Origin of the sequence: Prescottella soli (genome assembly GCF_040024445.1) — a bacterium.
Classification (GTDB): Bacteria; Actinomycetota; Actinomycetes; order Mycobacteriales; family Mycobacteriaceae; genus Prescottella; species Prescottella soli.
Map to the genome: position 1 here is coordinate 2,789,433 of NZ_CP157276.1, position 21,323 is coordinate 2,810,755.

Here is a 21,323-nt window from a genome sequence, read left to right on the forward strand (position 1 = left end):
GAAGGCCTAGCTGCCGCCGAGCGAACCGAACATGGTGCCGAGCGAGCCGGCGCTACCGGTTCCGCCAGTGTTTCCACCGCCGCCGGCCGTCACCTGGACCGTCTGTGCCGGCGAGACCGACGCCTTCACACCCTGCCCGCCGGAGTAGCGCGCGGTGATGAGATGCGCACCCTCGGTGGTGAAGGTGTGTGCCAGCGTGGCAACGCCATTGACGAGAGCGACGTTGCCGCCGATCGGGGTGTCACCGTCGTAGAACTGGACGGTGCCGGGCAGGTTCTGCCCGCCGGCAACGGTGGCCGATAACGTCACCGACTGGCCGACGGTCGCCGTTGCGGGCGCGGTCGCGGTGGTCGTGGTGACCGTGTCGTCCGGGGTCGGGACGGACACCTGGACCGTCTTCGTCGATGCGGTCGCATCCGTGAAACCGGCCGCAGCTGTGAACGTCGCGCCGATCGTGTGCGCACCACCAGCGGTGAACGTGTGCTGAAGGCTCGCCGCACCGCCGGAGACCTGGACGGGGGCTCCGATGTTGCTGCCACCGTCCGTGAACTGCACCGTGCCCGCGGCGTTGGCGGGGTTCACCGCCGCCGACAGGGTGACCGCCGAACCGGTCTGGGCAGCGGACGGCGCCGACACCGTCAGTGTCGTCTGCGCCACCGCGTTGCTCACGCTCACCGTCTGGGCCGCCGACGTCGAACTCTTGAAGCCCGTGCTGCCGGTGAACACCGCCGTGATGCTGTGCTGACCGGCCGTGTTGAACGTCGCCTGCGCAATCGCCTTGCCGTTCGAGACCGCAACGGGGCCACCGATGTTGGCGTTACCGTCCTTGAACTGCACCGAACCCGCGGCGTTCGCCGGATCCAGGTTCGCGGTCAGCGTCACCTGCTGGCCCGTCTGAGCCGTGGCAGGGGCGGTGAGAGACGTGGTGGTCGTGACGTCCTGGGCCACCGGATCGGTCACCGCGATCGACTTGACCGGAGCCGTCGAGTCGAGGAAGCCCGTGGCACCGGTGAACACGGCCGAGATGCTGTGGCTACCGGAGGTCTGGAACGAGTACTGCAGGGACGCCGAGCCGTTCGCCACGGTAGCCGGGCTGCCGATCGGCGTCTGCCCGTCCAGGAACTGCACCGTGCCGGACGCGTCGCCCGGGTTGACGGTCGCGGTGAGCGTCGTGGTTGTTCCCTTCACCGCGGTCGCTGGAACATCGATCGTGGTGGTCGTCGAGACGTCCGGGACGACCGGGTTGCTGACGGTCACCGTCTGCGCTGCCGCGGTCGAGTTCGTGAAGCCCTGGTTACCGGTGAACACCGCGGCGATGCCGTGGCTTCCGACCGTGGTGAACGTGTGCTGCAGGCTCGCGGCACCATTCGAGACCGCCACCGGCGAACCGATGTTCGTACCGTTCTCCTGGAACTGCACCGTGCCCGACGCGTTCGTCGGATCCAGGTTCGCGGTCAGCGTCACCTGCTGCCCCGTCTCCGCCGTCGGCGGGACGGTGAGCGTGGCCGTGGTCGCGACATCCGGAACGCTGACATTCACCGTCTGCGCCGCCGACGTCGATCCCGCGAACCCGGCCGAGCCGGAGAACACGGCGGTGATGCTGCGGTCACCTGCCGTCGTGAAGGTGTACGGCAGCTGCGCGGTACCGTTCGACAGCGCCACCGGCGAACCGATGTCGGCGCCGTTGTCCTTGAACTGCACGGTGCCGCCACCCGGATGCGGTGTGACGTCGGCCGACAACGTCACCTCAGCACCGGCCTGCGCCGTACCCGGAGCCGTCACGGTCGTCGTGGTCGCGACGTCCGGCACGCTGACGTTCACCGTCTGTGCCGGCGCCGACGAGTTCACGAAACCCGAGCCGCCGACGAAGTCCGCGGTGATGCTGTGCGCACCCGACGCCGTGAACGTGTGCTGCACCGACGCCTGACCGTTCGACACGGGCACCGGGGAACCGATGCTCGTCCCGTTGTCCTTGAACTGCACCGTGCCCGTCGCGTTCTGCGGAGCGACGTTGGCCGTCAGCGTGACCGGCGCACCGGTCAGCGCGGTACCCGGAACCGACAACGCGACCGTCGTGCCGGCAGGGGCGTTCACCTGCACGTTCTGCGCCGCCGACTGCGAAGAGTTGGCAACGGCAGTGCCCGCGAACTTCGCGGACAGGCTCCGCGCTCCCGCCGTCGCCGGCGTCCACGCGAACGTGCCGACGCCGGCAGCGTTGATCTGGCTCTCACCGAGCTTCGTGCCGCCGTCGTAGAACTCCACCGTGTTGCCCTGCGCGGCACCGGTCACCGTCGCCGACAACGTCACCGACTGCCCCGTGAGCATCGGAGTCGGCACCGCTGCCAGCGTGGTGGTGGTGGCATCCTTCGCCACCGTGATCGTCGGACCCTTGTCCGTGTACGTGCCGCTACCCAGGCTTCCCGAGTAGTGCATCGTCGTCATCAGCGGCGTCGCGCGGGCACACGCCGCGGTCACCAGGTAGTTGAAGCTGAAGGTCTGCGACTTCGGATCGATGTTCGGGTACACCGGCCAATTACCGGTCACCCGCACGTAATCCGGTGCAACCTCCGGGCCGCCCGTGTTTCCGCTGACATACGTCAGACACGTCGGGTGCAGGTCCTTGACCGCCTGCAACCACTCCACCACGCCACCGGTGCGCTCGAACTTGGTCGACACCGTGACGGTTTCACCCACCGCAGGGGTCGAGTTGCTCACCGTCCGGGTGAACTTGCTGCTGCCATCGGTCCACGTCGCCGAACCCGGGGCCGCGCCAGCCGAACCCACACCCGCAGCCACCACGAATCCCGCGGCGACCGCGCCGACTGCGGTGGCCGAAAAGATTCTTCGTGCCGTCGATCGGGCCATTGTCGATTCTCCCTCCAGAGCGCTCGCGGCTCCGGAGAAATCGAAAGGCCGGACCGCGCAACAGAACATCTGCCACAACTGCTTCCTGCGCCGGCCCGACTCCGGGCGCGGGAAGTTCGATCATTTGGTCGAGCAATCGGTCACGAGGCCCCGCCCGTGCGGGTGAGGCCTCGTGTCGATCGTCAGCCGCCGAGCGAGCCGAACATGGTGCCGAGCGAACCGGCGCTACCCGTGCCGCCGTCCGTGCCGCCGCCCGAGGCGGTCACCTGCACCGTCTGCGGTGCCGACGTCGATGCGAGCGAGCCGGTGCCACCGGAGTACACGGCCTTGATCGCGTGAGCACCGGTCGTGGTGAACGTGTGTGCGAGCACCGCGACACCGTTGTTCACGGGAACAGCGGCGCCGAGAGGCGTTTCGCCGTCGTAGAACTGGACCGTTCCGGTCAGTTGCGCCGCCCCGGCGACCCGGGCTGTGAGGCTTGCGGCCTGCCCGACTGTCGCAGTTCCCGGGCCGGTCACCTCGGTGGTCGTTGCCACGTCACTGGGGGCCGGATCCGAAACCTGCACCGCCTGCGCCGGTGCCGTCGATCCGGCGAAGCCGGCGCCCGGGGTGAACACCGCGGTGATCGAATGGGATCCCGCCGTGGTGAACGTGTGCTGCAGGCCCGCAGCACCGTTGGACACCGTCACCGGCGTTCCGATGGCCGTGCCGCCGTCCTTGAACTGCACCGTGCCGGTGGCATTCGCCGGCGTGACCGACGCGGTCAACGCCACGGTGGCGCCCGTCTGCGCCGTCGGCTGAACCGTCACCGCCGTCGAGGTCTGCACGTCCTGCGCCGGCGGGTTGGTCGCGATCACGTTCTTCGCTGCCGACGTCGATCCCAGGAACCCGGTGTTTCCGGTGAAGACGGCCGAGATGCTGTGGTTGCCTGCCACCGAGAAGGTGTGCGACAGCTGCGCCTTGCCGCTCGACACGGCCACCGGCGCACCGATGTTCGCGGCGCCGTCCTTGAACTGCACCGTGCCGGCCGCGGTCGCCGGATCGACGGTCGCGGTGAACGTCACCGCCGTGCCCAGATCAGCGGTGGGTGGCACCTGCAGCGTCGTCGTGGTCACGACGTCCGGGTCGCGGACCGTCACCGTCTGCGCCGGCGACGACGTCGAACCGGTGAAGCCCGGCGCCCCCGAGTACACGGCGGTGATGTCGTGCGCACCGGCTGCGGTGAACGTGTAGTCCAGGCTCGCACCACCGTTCGACACCGCCACCGGCGCACCGATGTTCGCGGCGCCGTCCTTGAACTGCATCGTGCCGGCTGCATTCGCCGGGGCCACCGACGCCGTGAGAGTCACCGGCACACCGGTGGTCGCCGTCGCCGGGACCTGCACCGACGTCGACGTCGCGACATCTGGCGCCGCCACCTGCACCGACTGCGCCGTCGAATCCGATCCGTTCGCGAACGCCGTGCCCGCGAACTTCGCCTGCACCGACCGCGCACCCGCAGTCGACGGCGTCCACGAGTACGTGGCCACGCCCGAACCGTTCAGCGCGCCGGAACCGACCTTGGTGCCGCCGTCGTAGAAGTCGACCGAATCGCCCTGTGCCGCACCGGTCACCGTCGCGCTCAACGTCACCGGCTTTCCGACCTGCGCACCCGACACCGCGGCCAACGTCGTCGTCGTCGTGTTCTTGGCGACCGTGATCGCCGGACCCTTGTTCGTGTAGTTACCGTCACCCAGCGAACCGCTGTAGTACATCGACGTCGGCAACGCCACGCCACGCGCACAATCCGCACCCACCCGATACGAGAACTCGAACGTGTGCGACTTCGGATTGATGTTCGGATACACCGGCCACTCGATACTCGAACCCTGAACCCGCACGTAATCCGCCGCCTGACTCTGCAGCCCACGCGGCGAACCATCCACCTTCGCCGACCCGTCCACGTACGTCAGACAGGTGGGATGCGCATCCTTGACCGCGTAGATGTACTCCACCGGAATCCCGGTCCGCTCGAACTTCGTCGACACCGTCACGATGTCACCCTCGTTCGGCGTCGTATTGCTCACCGTCCGGGTGAACCGGCTACTGCCGTCATCCCACGTGAGCGAACCCGACGCCGCACCGGCCGAACCGACACCCATCGTCGCCACGAACCCCGCAGCGACGGCTACCGCACCCACACCGCCGATGATCCGGCGAACTCTCTTGTCAGACATGGACTTCCTCTCGACGACAGACTTCGCCGGCCGTCACACGGTGAGAAGTGGATCTTCCGGTTCGGGGTCCTGCGGACCCCGAACCGGAAGTGAATCGATGTGCTGTCAGCCGCCCAGCGAGCCGAACATCGTGCCGAGTGAACCGGCGCTGCCCGTGCCGCCGCCGGGGCCGCCGTCTCCGCCCGGGGCGGCGGGTGCGACAGCCACCGACTGCTGGTCGTCGGAGGCGTTGACCGTGCCCGATCCCGAGTACTCGGCCCGGATGACACGCTGCCCCTGGACCGCCGGGGTCCAACTGATCGATGCGCGGCCACTGCCGTCGACCGCCGCGGTGCCGATGACGGTGTTGCCGTCCTTGAAGGTCACGGTACCGCCGGCACCGCCGGTGACCTGCGCCGAAATCGTCTGCGCCACACCGACCTGGGCTTTGCCGACGGAGATGACCGTGGTCGAGTCGGTGTTCTGGGCCGGCTTCGGGGCGACGTTCACGGTCGCAGTTCCGGTCGACGCCGCGACGCCGGCGCGTCCGGAGTAGTCGGCAGTGATCGAGTGATTGCCGTCGGCCGTCGGGGTCCACGCGTAGGTGGCCTCACCGGAGGCGTTGACGACGACCTCTGCGAGCAACTGTCCCCCGTCCTTGAACTTGACGGTGCCACCGGCAGCGGCCGTCGGTGTCACCGTGGCCTTCAACGTCGTCGACTGGCCGACCCGGGCGTTCGTCACGGCGGCGATCACCGTCGTGGACTGGATGTCGGAGGAGAGCACGTCGATGTTCTGCCTCGACGACTCCGAGTCGTCGGCCCTCGCGGTGCCGGGGAAGCGCGCCATCAACTCGTGCGCGCCCTTTGCGGTCGGGGTCCACGCGTAGGTCGCGGTGCCGTTCGCGTTGAGGATGCCGGTCCCGATCTTGGCGCCGCCGTCGAGGAATTCGACGGTGTCGCCCTGTGCGCCACCGGTCACGGTCGCGGCGAGAGTGGTGGCCTGACCCACCTGGGCACCGGCGACCTGCGCGAGCGCCGTCGTCGTGGTGTTCTTGGCGACCGTGATCGCCGGACCCTTGTTCGTGTAGTTACCGTCACCCAGCGAACCGCTGTAGTACATCGACGTCGGCAACGCCACGCCACGCGCACAATCCGCACCCACCCGATACGAGAACTCGAACGTGTGCGACTTCGGATTGATGTTCGGATACACCGGCCACTCGATACTCGAACCCTGAACCCGCACGTAATCCGCCGCCTGACTCTGCAGCCCACGCGGCGAACCATCCACCTTCGCCGACCCGTCCACGTACGTCAGACAGGTGGGATGCGCATCCTTGACCGCGTAGATGTACTCCACCGGAATCCCGGTCCGCTCGAACTTCGTCGACACCGTCACGATGTCACCCTCGTTCGGCGTCGTATTGCTCACCGTCCGGGTGAACCGGCTACTGCCGTCATCCCACGTGAGCGAACCGGGCGCCGCGCTCGCCGAACCCATACCCGCAGTGACCGCGAATCCGGCTGCCACCGCGAAGGTGCTCAGGCCTGCAAGCACGCGGCGGGTGTTCCTGTCAGACATGCATTTCCTCTCGACGACGATCCTCGATGGATGCCCGACGGGAGTTGCTGCCCCGCGCGAAGACGCGCGTCGATCGGGCCATTCCGACTCCCTTCAGAGCACGGTCGCCGCGGGTCCGGACCAGATGCCGTCGGAACCGCGTGTACTTCCGCCCAGGTATTGGCCCGACTCCGCACACCCGGCTCGTTCCCTTCGGCACCGATGTACCGATAGAAGCGCGGGATCACTGTATCGGACGTACGTCCAGGTCTGTACCGAAACGGCGAATAGACAACGAGGCCCCTCGCGCTGTGCGCGAGGGGCTTCGTTGTCAGGAGCTTGGCAATGGCGTCAGCTGCCGAAGCCGCCGCCGAGGCTGCCCAGGCTACCGAGGCTGCCGGTGCCACCGGGCTGCGTAGGAGCGTCCGCGACCTGGATCGTCTGATCCGCGGAGGCCGAACCGTTCACGCCCTGGCCACCGGTGTAGGCGACGCTGATCTGGTGCGGGCCCGCGACGTCGAAGACGTAGTCGATCGCGACGACGCCATTGCCGGCGGCGATACGCGGTCCGATCGGGGTGCCGCCGTCGTAGAACTGGACGGTGCCCGGAAGCGCTGGGGCTCCCGACACCTGCGCGGACAGACGAACCGAGGTGCCGACCGTCGCCGTCTGCGGCGCAGTCATGATCGTGGTGGAGTCGACGTCGTCCGGGGTGGAAGCCGATACGTCGACGATCGCGCCGGGAGAATTCGAGTTGGTGAATCCGTTGCTGCCGGAGAACGCCGCGGTGATGGCATGCGCACCCGACGTGTTGAACGTGTACGGCATCGACACGACACCGTTGACCACCGGGATCGGGGTACCGATGTTCGTGGCACCGTCCCGGAACTGAACCGTGCCAGTCGCGTTCGACGGCGACACCGCCGCCGACAGCTGAACGGACTTACCCGTCTTCGCGCTCGGCGGGACCGCCACCGTCGTGGTGGTCGCGGTGGACGGCTGCTGAACCGAAAGGTTCAACTGGTCGAGCGGATTCCAGCGCTGCGTCGTCTGGAAGGAGTACACATCGAACTCCATGCCGGTGGTCCGCGCGCCGGGCTGTGCGTTCGCCGCGACCTTGTACGTGAAGGTCAGGGTCGCACCCTTGTTGAGAAAGCTCAGTCGGCACCATGCGGCGATACAGTCGCCGGACCCCTTCCAGTCCAGTCGAACCGCACCGCTGACCGGGTCCTGCGTCGCGCCGCCGTCGAACTGCCCGGATTTGTTCGGTCCACCGGTCACGCCGTCACCACGCCAGACACTGGCATTGACACTCTGCAGGACGTAGTTGGACGGCGGCAGGTCCGTGAAGGTCTGCATATACCGGTCGACACCATTCGCCTGGAGCGACACCGTGGAGACCACCGTGTCGCCCGGGAAGGCATTGGGCTTGTCGATCGTCTTGGTCGCCGTGATGTTCGTGGTGGTGACCGTCTGAGACACCGGGTCCGCCGCGGCGACACCGCCACCGAGAGCGACCTGTCCGACGCCGAGCGCGGCTACCGCCATCGCGCCCACGAGCACCTTCGAGACAGTTCGCCTCATGACCGATCGGGCCATTCCGACTCCTTCCAGAGCGTTCGCACCCCCGGCGGAATCCCACCGAGGCAGCGCTTCCGACTTTATAGATCAAACGTCCAATATCGGACAGTTTTCGTTACAGCCCTGCTGGGGGTGGCCGCTTCCCCGGCCACCCCCAGTCACCTAGGAGCCGAACGGAAGCCCGGCGAGGCTACCGGTCCCCGGCGTGCCGCCGGGGGTGGTGCCGGTCGTGGTGATGTCGATGGTCCGGACGTCCGAGGACGAGCCCTTCAGTCCAGCCGCGCCCGAGTACACCGCGGTGATCCGATGGATGCCGGACGACGCAAAAGCGTGGTCCAGGGTGGCGGCACCGTCGACCAGTGCGACGGCCTCCCCGATCGGCGTGTCACCGTCGAAGAACTGCACCGTCCCGCTGACCGCACCGGACGCCACCACCGACGCCCACAGCTTCACGTTGCTGCCGGCCGTGGCCGAGGCTGGGACCGTCAGCGCCGTCGCGGTGTCCGCGTCGGTGGACGCCGGCGCCGTGACGTTCACGATCCGGGCGACCGCGGTCGAACCGTCGAGCGCGGGAACACCGGAGTACGCCGCCGAGATCGAGTGCGCGCCCACCGCCGTGAACGTGTGCGACACACGTGTCACACCGTTGTTCACCGCCACGGGAGCGCCGAGATCGGCACCGCCGTCCCGGAACTGGACGGTCCCGCCGGAGACGGGATCACCCGCGGAGGTCCGAACGGTCACCCAGAGGTCGGTGGCCGCACCGGTCTTCGCCTCCCCCGGCACGCTGAGCATCGTCACCGTGCCGCGCGGCGTCACCACGGGGTCGGTGACGGACATGGACCCGGCCGACGAGGTCGACGGCTCGAATCCCGCAGCACCCGAGTAGGTCGCGGTGACGGAGTGGCTACCGACTGACGTGAACGTGTGCTCCAGCGTGGCGGTTCCGTTCACGATCGCGACGGGCGCACCGAGGGCGGTCACACCGTCCTTGAACTGCACCGTGCCACCGGCCGGCGTCGGGCTGACCGATGCCGAGAGGGTCACCGACGCACCCGTCTTCGCCGACGAGGGCGCGGTGAGGGTCGTGGTGGTCGCCCGATCGGGGACCGTCACCGACACCGTCGCCGGTGCGGACGTCGAGGAGACGAAGCCCGCGCCGGTGAACACGGCCGTGATCGGGTGCGAGCCCGCCGTCGTGAACGTGTACGACAGGTCGGCGACACCGTTCGACACCGCAACCGGGGCGCCGATGTTCGTATTGCCGTCGCGGAACTGCACGGTGCCCGACACGCTGTTCGGTGCGACCGTCGCGGACAGCTTCACCGGGGTCCCGGTGAACGCAGTCGGCGGCACCTGCAGCGTCGTGGTGGTGACCACGTCCGCCTCGGCCACCTGCACCGACTGCACCGCCGACTCGGATCCGTTCGCGAACGCCGTGCCCGCGAACTTGGCCTTCACCGACCGCGCACCCGCCGTCGACGGCGTCCACGCGAACGTCGCCACGCCCGAACCGTTCAGCGCGCCGGACCCGATCTTCGCGGTCCCGTCGTAGAAATCGACCGGATCGCCCTGCGCGCCACCGGTTACCGTCGCGCTCAACGTCAGCGACTTTCCGACCTGCGCACCGGAGACCGCCGCCAACGATGTCGACGACACGTTCTTGCTCACCGTGACCGCCGGACCCTTGTCCGAGTACGTGCCGTCACCGAGCGAGCCGCTGTAGTGCATCGTCGTCGGTAGTGCGACGCCACGGGCACAATCCGCGCCGACTCGATATGAGAACTCGAACGTGTGGGGCTTTCCGCCCGCCAACGCGCCGACCGGCCACTCGACGACCGTTCCCTGGACCCGCGCGAAATCGGATCCCTGACTTTCCAACTGACGTGCAGTGCCGTTCACCTTCGCGGAGCCGTCGACATACGTCAGACACGCCGGGTGCACGTCCTTGACCGCGTAGATGTACTCGCCGACACCGTTGGTCCGTTCGAACTTCGTCGACACTGTGACGGTGTCGCCCTCGTTCGGTGTTGAATTGCTCACCGTCCGAGTGAACTTGCTGGCGCCGTCGGTCCACGTCAAAGAAGCCGGGTCCGCGCCCGCCGAACCGGTCCCGAATGCTCCGACGAGGGTCACCGACAGCGCGGCCACGCCTGCTGCGGCGGTCAATCGCCGAGTCGTCTTACCCGTCATACCGTTCTCTCGTTCTCTCACCGTCGTTGCCTTCGAATTACGCTGTCGCATTGCCAACTCCGCTCAGCGAACCGAGCGAGAGGCTACCGGTGTCGATGCCGGGCAGACCACCGCCGGTCTCGGAGATCACGAGCGCCCCCGAAACCGAGGTCGACGCCGTGAATCCCGCTGCGCCGCTGTACTTCGCGGTGATGGAGTGGGACCCGGTGCCGGTGAACGTGTGCGTGAGGCTCGCCTGGCCGTCGATCAACTGCACGGCTTCGCCGAGCGGCTTGTCACCGTCGAAGAACTGCACGGTGCCGCGCGGCGTCTGCGACGCGACGACGCGGGCCGAGATCGTCACGGGCTGCCCGACGGTCCCGCCGGCCGGAAGTCCCAGCTCGGTCGCGGTGGACAGATCGACGACCGATGCGACGGTCACATTGATGTTCTGAGCGTCCGTGGTCGAGCCCGCGTAGGCCCCGGCGCCGCTGTAGACGGCCGTGATCGAGTGCGACCCCGTGGTAGCGAAGGTGTGGGTCAGCTTGGCGACGCCGCCAGCGACAGGCACCGGGTTCCCGATCGGCGTCCCGCCGTCGCGGAACTGCACCGTGCCGCCGTTCGGCACCTGAGCGCCGTCCACCAGGTCGAAGACGCTCGCCCACAGGTCCACGGACGCACCGGCCTTCGCCTCACCGGGCGCGTTGAGCATCGTGACGGTGCCGATGTTCGACGCCGTCACCGCCACGGTTACCGGAGCTGCGGTCGAGCCGAGCGATCCGACACCACCGCTGTAGACCGCGGTGATCGAATGCGATCCACCCCTGGTGAACGTGTGCGTGATGCTCGCGGTGCCGTCCGAAACCAGAACGGGCGAACCGAGATCCGTCGCGCCGTCGCGGAACTGGACGGTGCCGTCGACGGGCTTCGGCGACACGGAGGCCGAGATCGTGACCGCCTTGCCGACCTCCGCAGAGGCGGGTGCGGTGACCGTGGTGGTGGTCGCGACGGCGTCCGGCGCCGGCTCCGACACCGTCACCACGCGGGCGCCCGACGCCGATGCGGCGAAGCCGGCGTCACCAGTGAAGACGGCGGTGATGCTGTGGGCACCGGTCGTCGTGAAGGCCTGCGACAGGGTCGCGACGCCGCCGGTGACCCGGACCGGCGCCCCGAGGTTCGCGCCGCCATCCTTGAACTGCACCGTGCCGGTGGCATTCGCGGGACTCACGGCCGCGACCAGATCCACCGCAAGACCGGTGGTCGCGGTCGACGGGACCGTGATCGACGTGGTGGTCGCGGCGGACGGCGGGGTGACAGCCACGGTCTGCGCCGCGGACGTCGACGAGGCGAAGCCGGTCGCTCCCGAGTAGACCGCGGTGATGCTGTGTGCACCAACCGATCCGAACGAGTACGACAGGCTCGCCGACCCGTTGCTCACGGGCGCCGGGGCGCCGATGTTCGTGTCGCCGTCCTTGAACTGCACCGTGCCCGACGCCTCGGCGGGCGCCACCGTCGCGGTGAGCTGCACAGGCGCACCCGTCGCCGCGGTGGGCGGAACGGTCAGCGTCGTGGTGGTCGCCACGTCCGGGGCGGAGATGCGGATGGTCGCGAGCGGTCCGGCGCCGGCGTTGAGCGCAGCGCCTTCGGAGTTGCGCGGGCTGCAGCGCGTCGGGGCCCACTGGGTGCCGAACATCGATGCCTTGGCGAGCTGGGTGCTGAAGTTCTTGTCGTTGTTGAAGCTGCCGGCATCGCCGCTGGTGCGAATCTTGGGCTGGATAGCGCCGGACTGACCGGCCACCATCGTCACGTCGATCGCCGGCAGACGGAACCACGAATCCCCGTTGCCGTTGTTAGTGCCGTCGAGGTTCTTCTGCGACTTGGGCGCCACGATGCCGCCCTCGCTGTTGCCGCTGTTGTTCGCGCCGTTCCCGATGACCTCGTTGTTCCCGGAAATGCGGAGAATCGTGCCGTTGGAGTCGGCGGCTCCGTTGTCGTTGACGCGGATCACGCTCGGCGCGACACCGCTCAGGTTGATCCCGGACCCCGCAACGATCGTCGCACCGACGAACGTGGCGTTCGAGGGAATCTCGAAGTCGTTCTTGAGCCGCGACAGGTTGGTCGTGGTCGCCCCCGAATCAGAGTTCGGGAACGACTGCGCATTCGACTGCATCCTGAAGGTGAACTGCTCACCCGGAGCCACAGTCGCAGGGGCGTCGACGGTGACCGACGCGGCCGGCGTCTTGGTGACGTTGATCGCCGCCGACGCGCGGCACGTGGTGGTGAAGTTGACTGTGGACGTCGCCGCACTCGCCGGCGTGGCGAGGAGCAGGGAAGCGGACACCACGGTGGCGCCTGTGAGGGCTGCCGCGCAGCGCCTCGATAAGGAGGAACTCATCGGACTCCTGAATCAAACGAATGACGGGCGCCCGCGGACGTCGAACTCCCAAGCCAGAGACGATAGACGCCGGAACTGGAACGTGTACCAGTTTCGCTGGACAAATGTTCAGTTGATTTGGCCTCTGCCGGAAACACGTGTGGCCCCCTGCCGCGGAACGGCAGGGGGCCACACGCTTCGGATCAGTCGATCACCGCATCAGGAACCGAACCGGAATCCGCTCAGGCTGCCCAACGAACCCAGCGAGCCCGTGCTGCCCGTGTCACCACCGGACGCGGCGACATCGAGGACCTGCACCTGCGACGTCGAACCCTGCACACCCGAACCACCGGAGTACACCGCGTGGATCTGATGCGGACCCTTCTGATCGAACGTGTGCGCGAGCTCGGCGATGCCGTTCACCACCGCAACCGGCTGACCGATCGCGACACCACCGTCGAAGAACTGCACCGTGCCCGGCAGCGTCGGCGCACCGATCACCTTGGCCGTCAGCTTGAACGACGTACCAACCGTCGCCGACGTCGCCGAAGTGATGGACACCGACGACTGCGCGTCCGTCGGGTTCGGCGCGGACACCACGACCGGATGCTGCGTCGAGGTGGATCCGACGAAGCCCGCATCGGCCGTGAACACCGCCGTGATCGAGTGCGTGCCCACCGCGGAGAACGTGTGAGCCAGCGTCGCAGTCCCGTTCAGCAGCGCAACCGGGTTGCCGATCGCCACCCCGTTGTCCTTGAACTGCACAGTGCCCGTCGGCACCGTGGTGCCGGACTGCGCCGCCACCGTTGCCGAGAGGGTCGCCTCGACCCCGGTCGTGGCGGTGGCGGGAACGCCCAGCGACGTCGTCGTCTGGACATCGACCGGCGCCGGATCGGTCACGGTGACGCTCTGCGCAGCAGCGCTGGAACCCGTGAAGCCGGGTGCGCCGGAGAACACCGCCGACACCGCGAACGCACCAGCCGCGTTGAACGTGTACGGGAGGCTCGCGTGGCCGCTCGCGTCCAGTGACACCGGAGCACCCACATCGGTGCCGGCCACCTTGAACTGGACGGTGCCGCCCGACGGAACCGGCGACACGGCCGCCGACAGCGTCACCTGCTGGCCCGTCACCGCGGTCGACGGAGCAGTGACCGTCGTCGTGGTATCCGTGTCCGGCACAACCGGATCGGTGACCGTGACGCTCTGCGCATTGGCCGTCGAGTTCGCGAACCCGGCACCACCAGTGAAGGTAGCCCCGATGCTGTGCGCACCCGCGACGTCGAACGCGTGCGGCAGGGTCGCCGCGCCGTTCACCACCGTGACCGGAGTGCCGACCGGCGTTCCGTCGACGGAGAACTGCACCGCACCTTGCGCATTCGACGGGGTCACCGTGGCCGACAGGTTCACCTGCTGGCCGGTCTCCGCACCGGTCGGCGCTGTCACCGACAGCTCCGTCTGCTGAACCGGAACCGACACCGACACCGTCTGCGCGGTAGCCGTCGAGTTCGTGAACCCGGCAGCACCAGTGAACTCAGCAGTCACCGAGAACGAACCAGCCGCATTGAACGTGTACGGCATGATCGCCGCACCATTCGCCACCGCAACCGCAGCACCCACCGGGGCACCGTTCACCTTGAACTGCACCGAACCCTGCGCGTTCGACGGCGACACCGTCGCAGTCAGATCCACCGACGAACCCGTCGTCGCCGAACCCGGAGCCGACACCGAAAGCGACGTCTGCGCATCCGGATCGGACACCGTGATGTTCTGCGCGGCAGCCGTCGAATTCGTGAACCCGGCAGCACCGGTGAACTCAGCAGTCACCTGGAAAGAACCAGCCGCATTGAACGTGTACGGCATGATCGCCGCACCATTCGCCACCGCAACCGCAGCGCCCACGGGGTTGCCGTTCACCTTGAACTGCACCGAACCCTGCGCGGTCGACGGGCTGACCGTAGCCGTCAGATCCACCGACGAACCGGTCGTCGCCGAACCCGGCGCCGACACCGTCAACGAGGTCTGTACATCCGGGTCGGACACCGTCACATCATGAACGGCCGCGGTCGAACTCGTGAACCCGGCAGCACCCGTGAATGAAGCACCGATGCTGTGCGCACCCGAACCCGTGAACGTGTGCGCCAGAGTCGCAACACCGTTCACCACAGTGATCGGACCACCGATCGGCGCACCGTTGTCGGTGAACTGCACCGTGCCGGAAGCGTTCGACGGGCTGACCGTAGCCGTCAGATCCACCGACGAACCGGTCGTCGCCGAACCCGGCGCCGACACCGTCAACGAGGTCTGTACATCCGGGTCGGACACCGTCACATCATGAACGGCCGCGGTCGAACTCGTGAACCCGGCAGCACCCGTGAATGAAGCACCGATGCTGTGCGCACCCGAACCCGTGAACGTGTGCGCCAGAGTCGCAACACCGTTCACCACAGTGATCGGACCACCGATCGGCGCACCGTTGTCGGTGAACTGCACCGTGCCGGAAGCGTTCGACGGGCTGACCGTAGCCGTCAGATCCACCGACGAACCCGTCGTCGCCGAACCCGGAGCCGACACCGTCAACGAGGTCTGTACATCCGGATCGGACACCGTCACCTCATGCGCGGCAGCCGTTGCATTCGTGAACCCGGCAGCACCGGTGAACTCGGCAGTGATGCTGTGTGCACCCGCGCTAGTGAATGAATGAGGCAGCACCGCTGCGCCGTTCGCTACTGCAACCGGAGCACCGATCGGCGCACCGTTGTCCTTGAACTGCACCGAACCCTGCGCGGTCGACGGCGACACCGTCGCAGTCAGATCCACCGACGAACCCGTCGTCGCAGCACCCGGAGCCGACACCGTCAGGGAGGTCTGCACGTCCGGATCGGACACCGTCACCTCATGCGCGGCAGCCGTTGCATTCGTGAACCCGGCAGCACCGGTGAACTCGGCCGTGATGCTGTGCGCACCCCCACTACCGAACGAATGCGGCAGCACCGCTGCACCGTTTGTCACCGCAACCGGAGCACCGATGTTCGAACCGTTGTCGGTGAACTGCACCGTGCCGGCAGCGTTCGACGGGCTGACCGTAGCCGTCAGATCCACCGACGAACCCGTCGTCGCCGTACCGGGCGCCGACACCGTAAGTGACGTCTGCACATCCGGATCCGACACCGTCACCTCATGCGCGGCAGCCGTCGAGTTCGTGAACCCGGCAGCACCCGTGAACGAAGCACCGATGCTGTGCGCACCCGAACCCGTGAACGTGTGCGCCAGAGTCGCAACACCGTTCACCACAGTGATCGGACCACCAATCGGCGCACCGTTGTCGGTGAACTGCACCGTGCCGGCAGCGTTCGATGGGCTGACCGTAGCCGTCAGATCCACCGACGAACCCGTCGTCGCAGCACCCGGAGCCGATACCGTCAGCGAGGTCTGCGCGTCGGGGTCGGTAACCACGACACTGTGCGCAGCCGCAGTCGAGTTCGTGAACCCGGCAGCACCGGTGAACTCGGCCGTGATGCTGTGCGCGCCCGCAGCGGCGAACGAATGCGGCAGCACCGCTGCACCGTTCGCCACCGCGACCGGAGCACCGATGTTCGAACCGTTGTCCTTGAACTGCACCGAACCCTGAGCGTTCGACGGCGACACATTCGCCGTCAGATCCACCGACGAACCCGTCGTCGCCGAACCCGTAGCCGACACCGAAAGCGAGGTCTGCACATCCGGATCTGACACCGAGATCGACTGGGCGGCCGACGTGGACGCCGCGAACCCGGCTCCACCGACGAACTCCGCCGTGATGCTGTGCGATCCCGCAGCACCGAACGTGTGCTGCAGCGATGCCTGACCGTTCGACACGGTCACCGGCGAACCGATCGCGGTGCCGTTGTCCTTGAACTGCACGGTGCCGACCGCGCCGACGGGCTGAACGCTCGCGGAGAGCGCCACCTGCTGGCCGGTCGTCGCCGATGCGGGGGCCTGCAACGTCGTCGACGTCGGGGCGTTCACGTTCACCGTCTGGGCCGGTGCCGACGAGTTCACGAAACCGGAGCCCGCCGTAAAGTCCGCGGTGATGCTGTGCGCACCGGACGTCGTGAACGTGTGCTGCACCGACGCCTGACCGTTCGACACGGGCACCGGGGAACCGATGCTCGTCCCGTTGTCCTTGAACTGCACCGTGCCCGTCGCGTTCTGCGGAGCGACGTTGGCCGTCAGCGTGACCGGCGCACCGGTCAGCGCGGTACCCGGAACCGACAGCGCGACACTCGTGCCGGCAGGGGCGTTCACCTGTACGTTCTGCGCCGCCGACTGCGAAGAGTTGGCAACGGCAGTGCCCGCGAACTTCGCGGACAGGCTCCGTGCTCCCGCCGTCGCCGGCGTCCACGCGAACGTGCCGACGCCGGCAGCGTTGATCTGGCTCTCACCGAGCTTCGTGCCGCCGTCGTAGAACTCCACCGTGTTGCCCTGCGCGGCACCGGTGACCGTCGCGGTGAGAGTGACCGACTGCCCCGTGAGCATCGGAGTCGGAACCGAAGCCAGCGTGGTGGTGGTGGCATCCTTCGCCACCGTGATCGTCGGACCCTTGTCCGCGTACGTGCCGCTACCCAGGCTCCCCGAATAATGCATCGTCGTCATCAACGGCGTTGCCCGGGCACACGCCGCGGTCACCAGGTAGTTGAAACTAAAGGTCTGCGACTTCGGACTGATGTTCGGGTACACCGGCCACGACCCCGTGACGCGGGTGTAGTCCGCGGCGATCTCCGGGCCGCCCGTGTTTCCGCTGACATACGTCAGGCAGGTCGGGTGGAGGTCCTTGACTGCCTGGATGTACTCGACCACGCCACCGGTGCGCTCGAATTTGGTCGACACCGTGACGGTTTCACCCACCGAAGGGGTCGAGTTGCTCACCGTCCGCGTGAACCTGCTGTTGCCGTCGTCCCAGGTCACCGAACCCGGTGCGGCACCAGCCGCTCCGACTCCCACTGTTGCCGCGAAACCCGCGGCCATTGCGAAAGCACTTATTCCGCCGACTATTCGGCGTAGATCCCTGCCAACCATGCACTTCCCTCTCGACGACGACCGTCGGTCGCCAACTCAACGGATCGGGTTCGACCTGGGACACTGCGCTGAGGGATCGAGGCTGAAGGAATCGAGTCCGGGGCGCGCTGCAGGGCCCACGCCACTCCCCTGCAACCAAACGGCAGCCCGACTCCGCGTCTGAAATGCGGCTCGAACTCTACCGGACAAACGTCCAGATGAGACCCGATTGGCCAGGTCCGACCGCGCGAAAGCGCTGTGGCCCCCTGCCGTCGGGCAGGGGGCCACAGCCTGTTTCACTCGTCAGCCGTCAGGATCCGAATCGGAATCCGCTCAGGCTGCCCAACGAACCCAGCGAGCCCGTGCTGCCCGTGTCACCACCGGACGCGGCAACATCGAGGACCTGGACCTGCGACGTCGAACCCTGCACACCCGAACCACCGGAGTACACCGCGCGGATCTGGTGCGGCCCGGACTGGTCGAACGTGTGCTCGAGCTCAGCGATCCCGTTCACCACTGCAATCGGCTGCCCGATCGCGATGCCGCCGTCGAAGAACTGCACCGTGCCCGGCAGCGTCGGGGCACCGATCACCTTGGCCGTCAGCTTGAACGGCGCGCCCGCCGTCGCCGACGTCGCCGACGTCATGACGACCGACGACGGCACGTCCACCGGATTTGGCGCGGACACCACGATCGGACGCTGGGTGGACGTGGATCCGACGAAGCCGGCATCAGCAGTGAACACCGCCGTGATCGAGTGCGTACCCACCGTGGGGAAGGTGTGCGCCAACGACCCGGAACCGTTCACCAAGGCGATCGACGACCCGATCGGGGATCCGTTGTCCCGGAACTGCACGCTGCCGGTCGGCACCGCCGTACCGGACTGTGCCTGCACCGTCACAGACAGCGTGGTCTCGACCCCGGTCGTCGCGGTCGACGGAACACCGATCAACGTCGAGGTTTCGACGTCCGGGACCACCGGATCGGTCACGGTGACGTTCTGTCCCGATGCCGTCGAGTTCGTGAACCCGGCAGCGCCGGTGAACTCGCCAGTCACCGAGAACGAGCCTGCTGCGTTGAACGCGTACGGCAACGTCGCCGAGCCCGCCGACACTGCAATCGGGGCGCCCACCGGCGATCCGTTGACGGAGAACTGCACCGCACCCTGCGCATTCGACGGGGTCACCGTCGCCGACAGGTTCACCTGCTGGCCGGTCTCTGCGGTTGCCGGCGCCGTCACCGACAGCGTTGTCTGCTGAACCGGATCGCTCACCGAGATCGAACCGGGAGTACCCGCGGACGAATCCGTGAAGCCGGATCCACCCGTGAACGACGCCCCGATGCTGTGCTCACCCGCCGCGCCGAACGTGTGCGGCAGCGTCGCAACACCGTTCACCACCGCAACCGGCGCGCCGATCGGTGCACCGTTGTCGGTGAACTGCACCGTGCCCTGAGCAGTCGACGGGCTGACCGTAGCCGTCAGATCCACCGACGAACCGGTCGTCGCCGAACCCGGGACCGACACCGTCAACGACGTCTGCACATCCGGATCGATCACCGTCACTTCATGCGCAGCCGCCGTCGAGTTCGTGAACCCGGCCGCACCGGTGAACTCAGCAGTCACCGAGAACGAGCCAGCCGCATTGAACGTGTACGGCATGATCGCCGCACCATTCGCCACCGGAACCGCAGCACCCACCGGGTTGCCGTTCACCTTGAACTGCACCGAACCCTGAGCATTCGACGGGCTGACCGTAGCCGTCAGATCCACCGACGAACCGGTCGTCGCCGAACCCGGAGCCGACACCGAAAGCGACGTCTGCACATCCGGATCGATCACCGTCACCTCATGCGCAGCCGCCGTCGAGTTCGTGAACCCGGCCGCACCGGTGAACTCAGCAGTCACCGAGAACGAACCAGCCGCATTGAACGTGTACGGCATGATCGCCGCACCATTCGCCACCGGAACCGCAGCACCCACCGGGTTGCCGTTCACCTTGAACTGCACCGAACCCTGAGCATTCGACGGGCTGACCGTAGCCGTCAGATCCACCGACGAACCCGTCGTCGCCGAACCCGGAGCCGACACCGAAAGCGACGTCTGCACATCCGGATCGGTCAACGTGACCGCCTGAGCAGCAGCCGTTGCATTCGTGAACCCGGCAGCACCGGTGAACTCGGCCGTGATGCTGTGCGCACCCGCAGCGGCAAACGAATGCGGCAGCACCGCCGCGCCGTTCGCCACCGCGACCGGAGCACCGATGTTCGAACCGTTGTCCTTGAACTGCACCGAACCCTGCGCATTAGACGGGCTGACCGTAGCCGTCAGATCCACCGACGAACCAGTCGTCGCCGAACCCGGAGCCGACACCGTCAGGGAGGTCTGCACGTCCGGATCGGACACCGTCACCTCATGCGCGGCAGCCGTTGCATTCGTGAACCCGGCAGCACCGGTGAACTCGGCCGTGATGCTGTGCGCACCCGCACTACCGAACGAATGCGGCAGCACCGCTGCACCGTTTGTCACCGCAACCGGACCGCCGATGTTCGCACCGTTGTCCTTGAACTGCACCGAACCCTGGGCATTCGACGGGCTGACCGTGGCAGTCAGATCCACCAACGAACCCGTCGTCGCTGTACCGGGCGCCGACACCGTAAGCGACGTCGACACAACCGGATCGGTGACCGCCACGGTCTGCGCCGCGGAAGTCGAGCCGAAGTAGCCGGCACCGGGGAGGAACTCCGCGGTGATGCTGTGCGCACCGGCCGAGCTGAAAGCATGGGGAAGCGTGGCCACACCGTTCACAGGAGTGACGGGCGAACCGATGTTCACACCGGCGTCCTTGAACTGCACCTGGCCGCTCGCGTTGCCCGGGTTCACCGTCGCGGTCAGGGTCACCGGCTGGCCCGTCGTCGCAGACGGCGGCGCCTGCAGCGCGGTGGTCGTGGCGAACTCCTCCACCCTGACTCGGACACTGAACGGATTGGCGCCCTGGGGATTCCCGCCGAAGGCCCACACGTCCAGCAGCACACCACTGTCGTAGGTGCCGAACGCGAAGCTGTCGGGTATCCGGTAGCTGGCCTCGAGCGTGACGTTCTGACCGCTCTTGACGATGAACCCGTTGCCGAAAGCGTTGCAGCCGCTTCCGCTGCACTTGGCGCTGACCCCGCCATCCGATTCGTTGGTGAAGGTGGCCTTGTTCGTGGCACCCAGATAGGTCACTTTCGGGCTGCCCGCTACGAGCGCGAACCCGGCGGGTGGTACGTCCCGGAACTTCGGAATGTAGCGCTCGACACCACTGTCGACCCAGATCGTGCTCTTGTAGGTGACTGTGTCGCCTCGATGGAGGACGTTACTGCCGATCACTTCCTTCTTGAACTTGACGTTGTCGGACGAGCCTTGGTTGCTGGACGGCGGCGGATCGGCCGCAAAGGCCGGGCCGCTGCCCGCGACAAGGAGCCCGACCGCTGCCGCACCCGCTATGACGGGTGTGGCGAGCCGCCGTAAGGCTGACAATCCCACTGAATCCTCCTCAGGT

Annotated in this window: 8 protein-coding genes; all 8 read right to left on the bottom strand. The window is 67.4% G+C overall.

What is annotated here, in order from left to right:
- Window positions 1-6 precede the first annotated feature (6 nt).
- Window positions 7-2,865 carry a beta strand repeat-containing protein gene (locus tag ABI214_RS13065; protein ID WP_348602971.1) on the bottom strand — a complete coding sequence of 953 codons (2,859 nt, stop codon included), beginning with the start codon at window positions 2,863-2,865 and terminating at the stop codon, window positions 7-9.
- A 182-nt stretch (window positions 2,866-3,047) separates the two neighbouring features.
- A complete protein-coding gene (locus tag ABI214_RS13070) occupies window positions 3,048-5,081 on the bottom strand; it encodes an Ig-like domain-containing protein (protein WP_348602972.1) in 2,034 nt (677 codons plus the stop codon).
- Between the two features lie 105 nt (window positions 5,082-5,186).
- Window positions 5,187-6,644: an Ig-like domain-containing protein gene (locus ABI214_RS13075; RefSeq protein ID WP_348602973.1), complete on the bottom strand. Its 1,458-nt coding sequence runs from the start codon at window positions 6,642-6,644 to the stop codon at window positions 5,187-5,189.
- A 330-nt stretch (window positions 6,645-6,974) separates the two neighbouring features.
- On the bottom strand, window positions 6,975-8,222 hold the full coding sequence (locus ABI214_RS13080) for an Ig-like domain-containing protein (protein ID WP_348602974.1): 1,248 nt from the start codon (window positions 8,220-8,222) through the stop codon (window positions 6,975-6,977).
- Between the two features lie 144 nt (window positions 8,223-8,366).
- Complete coding sequence (locus tag ABI214_RS13085; RefSeq protein ID WP_348602975.1) at window positions 8,367-10,397, bottom strand: Ig-like domain-containing protein; 2,031 nt, start codon at window positions 10,395-10,397, stop codon at window positions 8,367-8,369.
- Between the two features lie 37 nt (window positions 10,398-10,434).
- Window positions 10,435-12,720 (bottom strand): Ig-like domain-containing protein, encoded by a 2,286-nt coding sequence (locus ABI214_RS13090; protein WP_348602976.1) that lies wholly within the window; start codon window positions 12,718-12,720, stop codon window positions 10,435-10,437.
- 249 nt (window positions 12,721-12,969) lie between these two features.
- Window positions 12,970-17,655 carry a beta strand repeat-containing protein gene (locus tag ABI214_RS13095; RefSeq protein WP_348602977.1) on the bottom strand — a complete coding sequence of 1,562 codons (4,686 nt, stop codon included), beginning with the start codon at window positions 17,653-17,655 and terminating at the stop codon, window positions 12,970-12,972.
- A gap of 439 nt (window positions 17,656-18,094) precedes the next feature.
- The gene (locus ABI214_RS13100; protein ID WP_348602978.1) at window positions 18,095-21,307 is read right to left on the bottom strand and encodes a beta strand repeat-containing protein; all 3,213 of its coding nucleotides are present in this window, start codon (window positions 21,305-21,307) and stop codon (window positions 18,095-18,097) included.
- Window positions 21,308-21,323 lie beyond the last annotated feature (16 nt).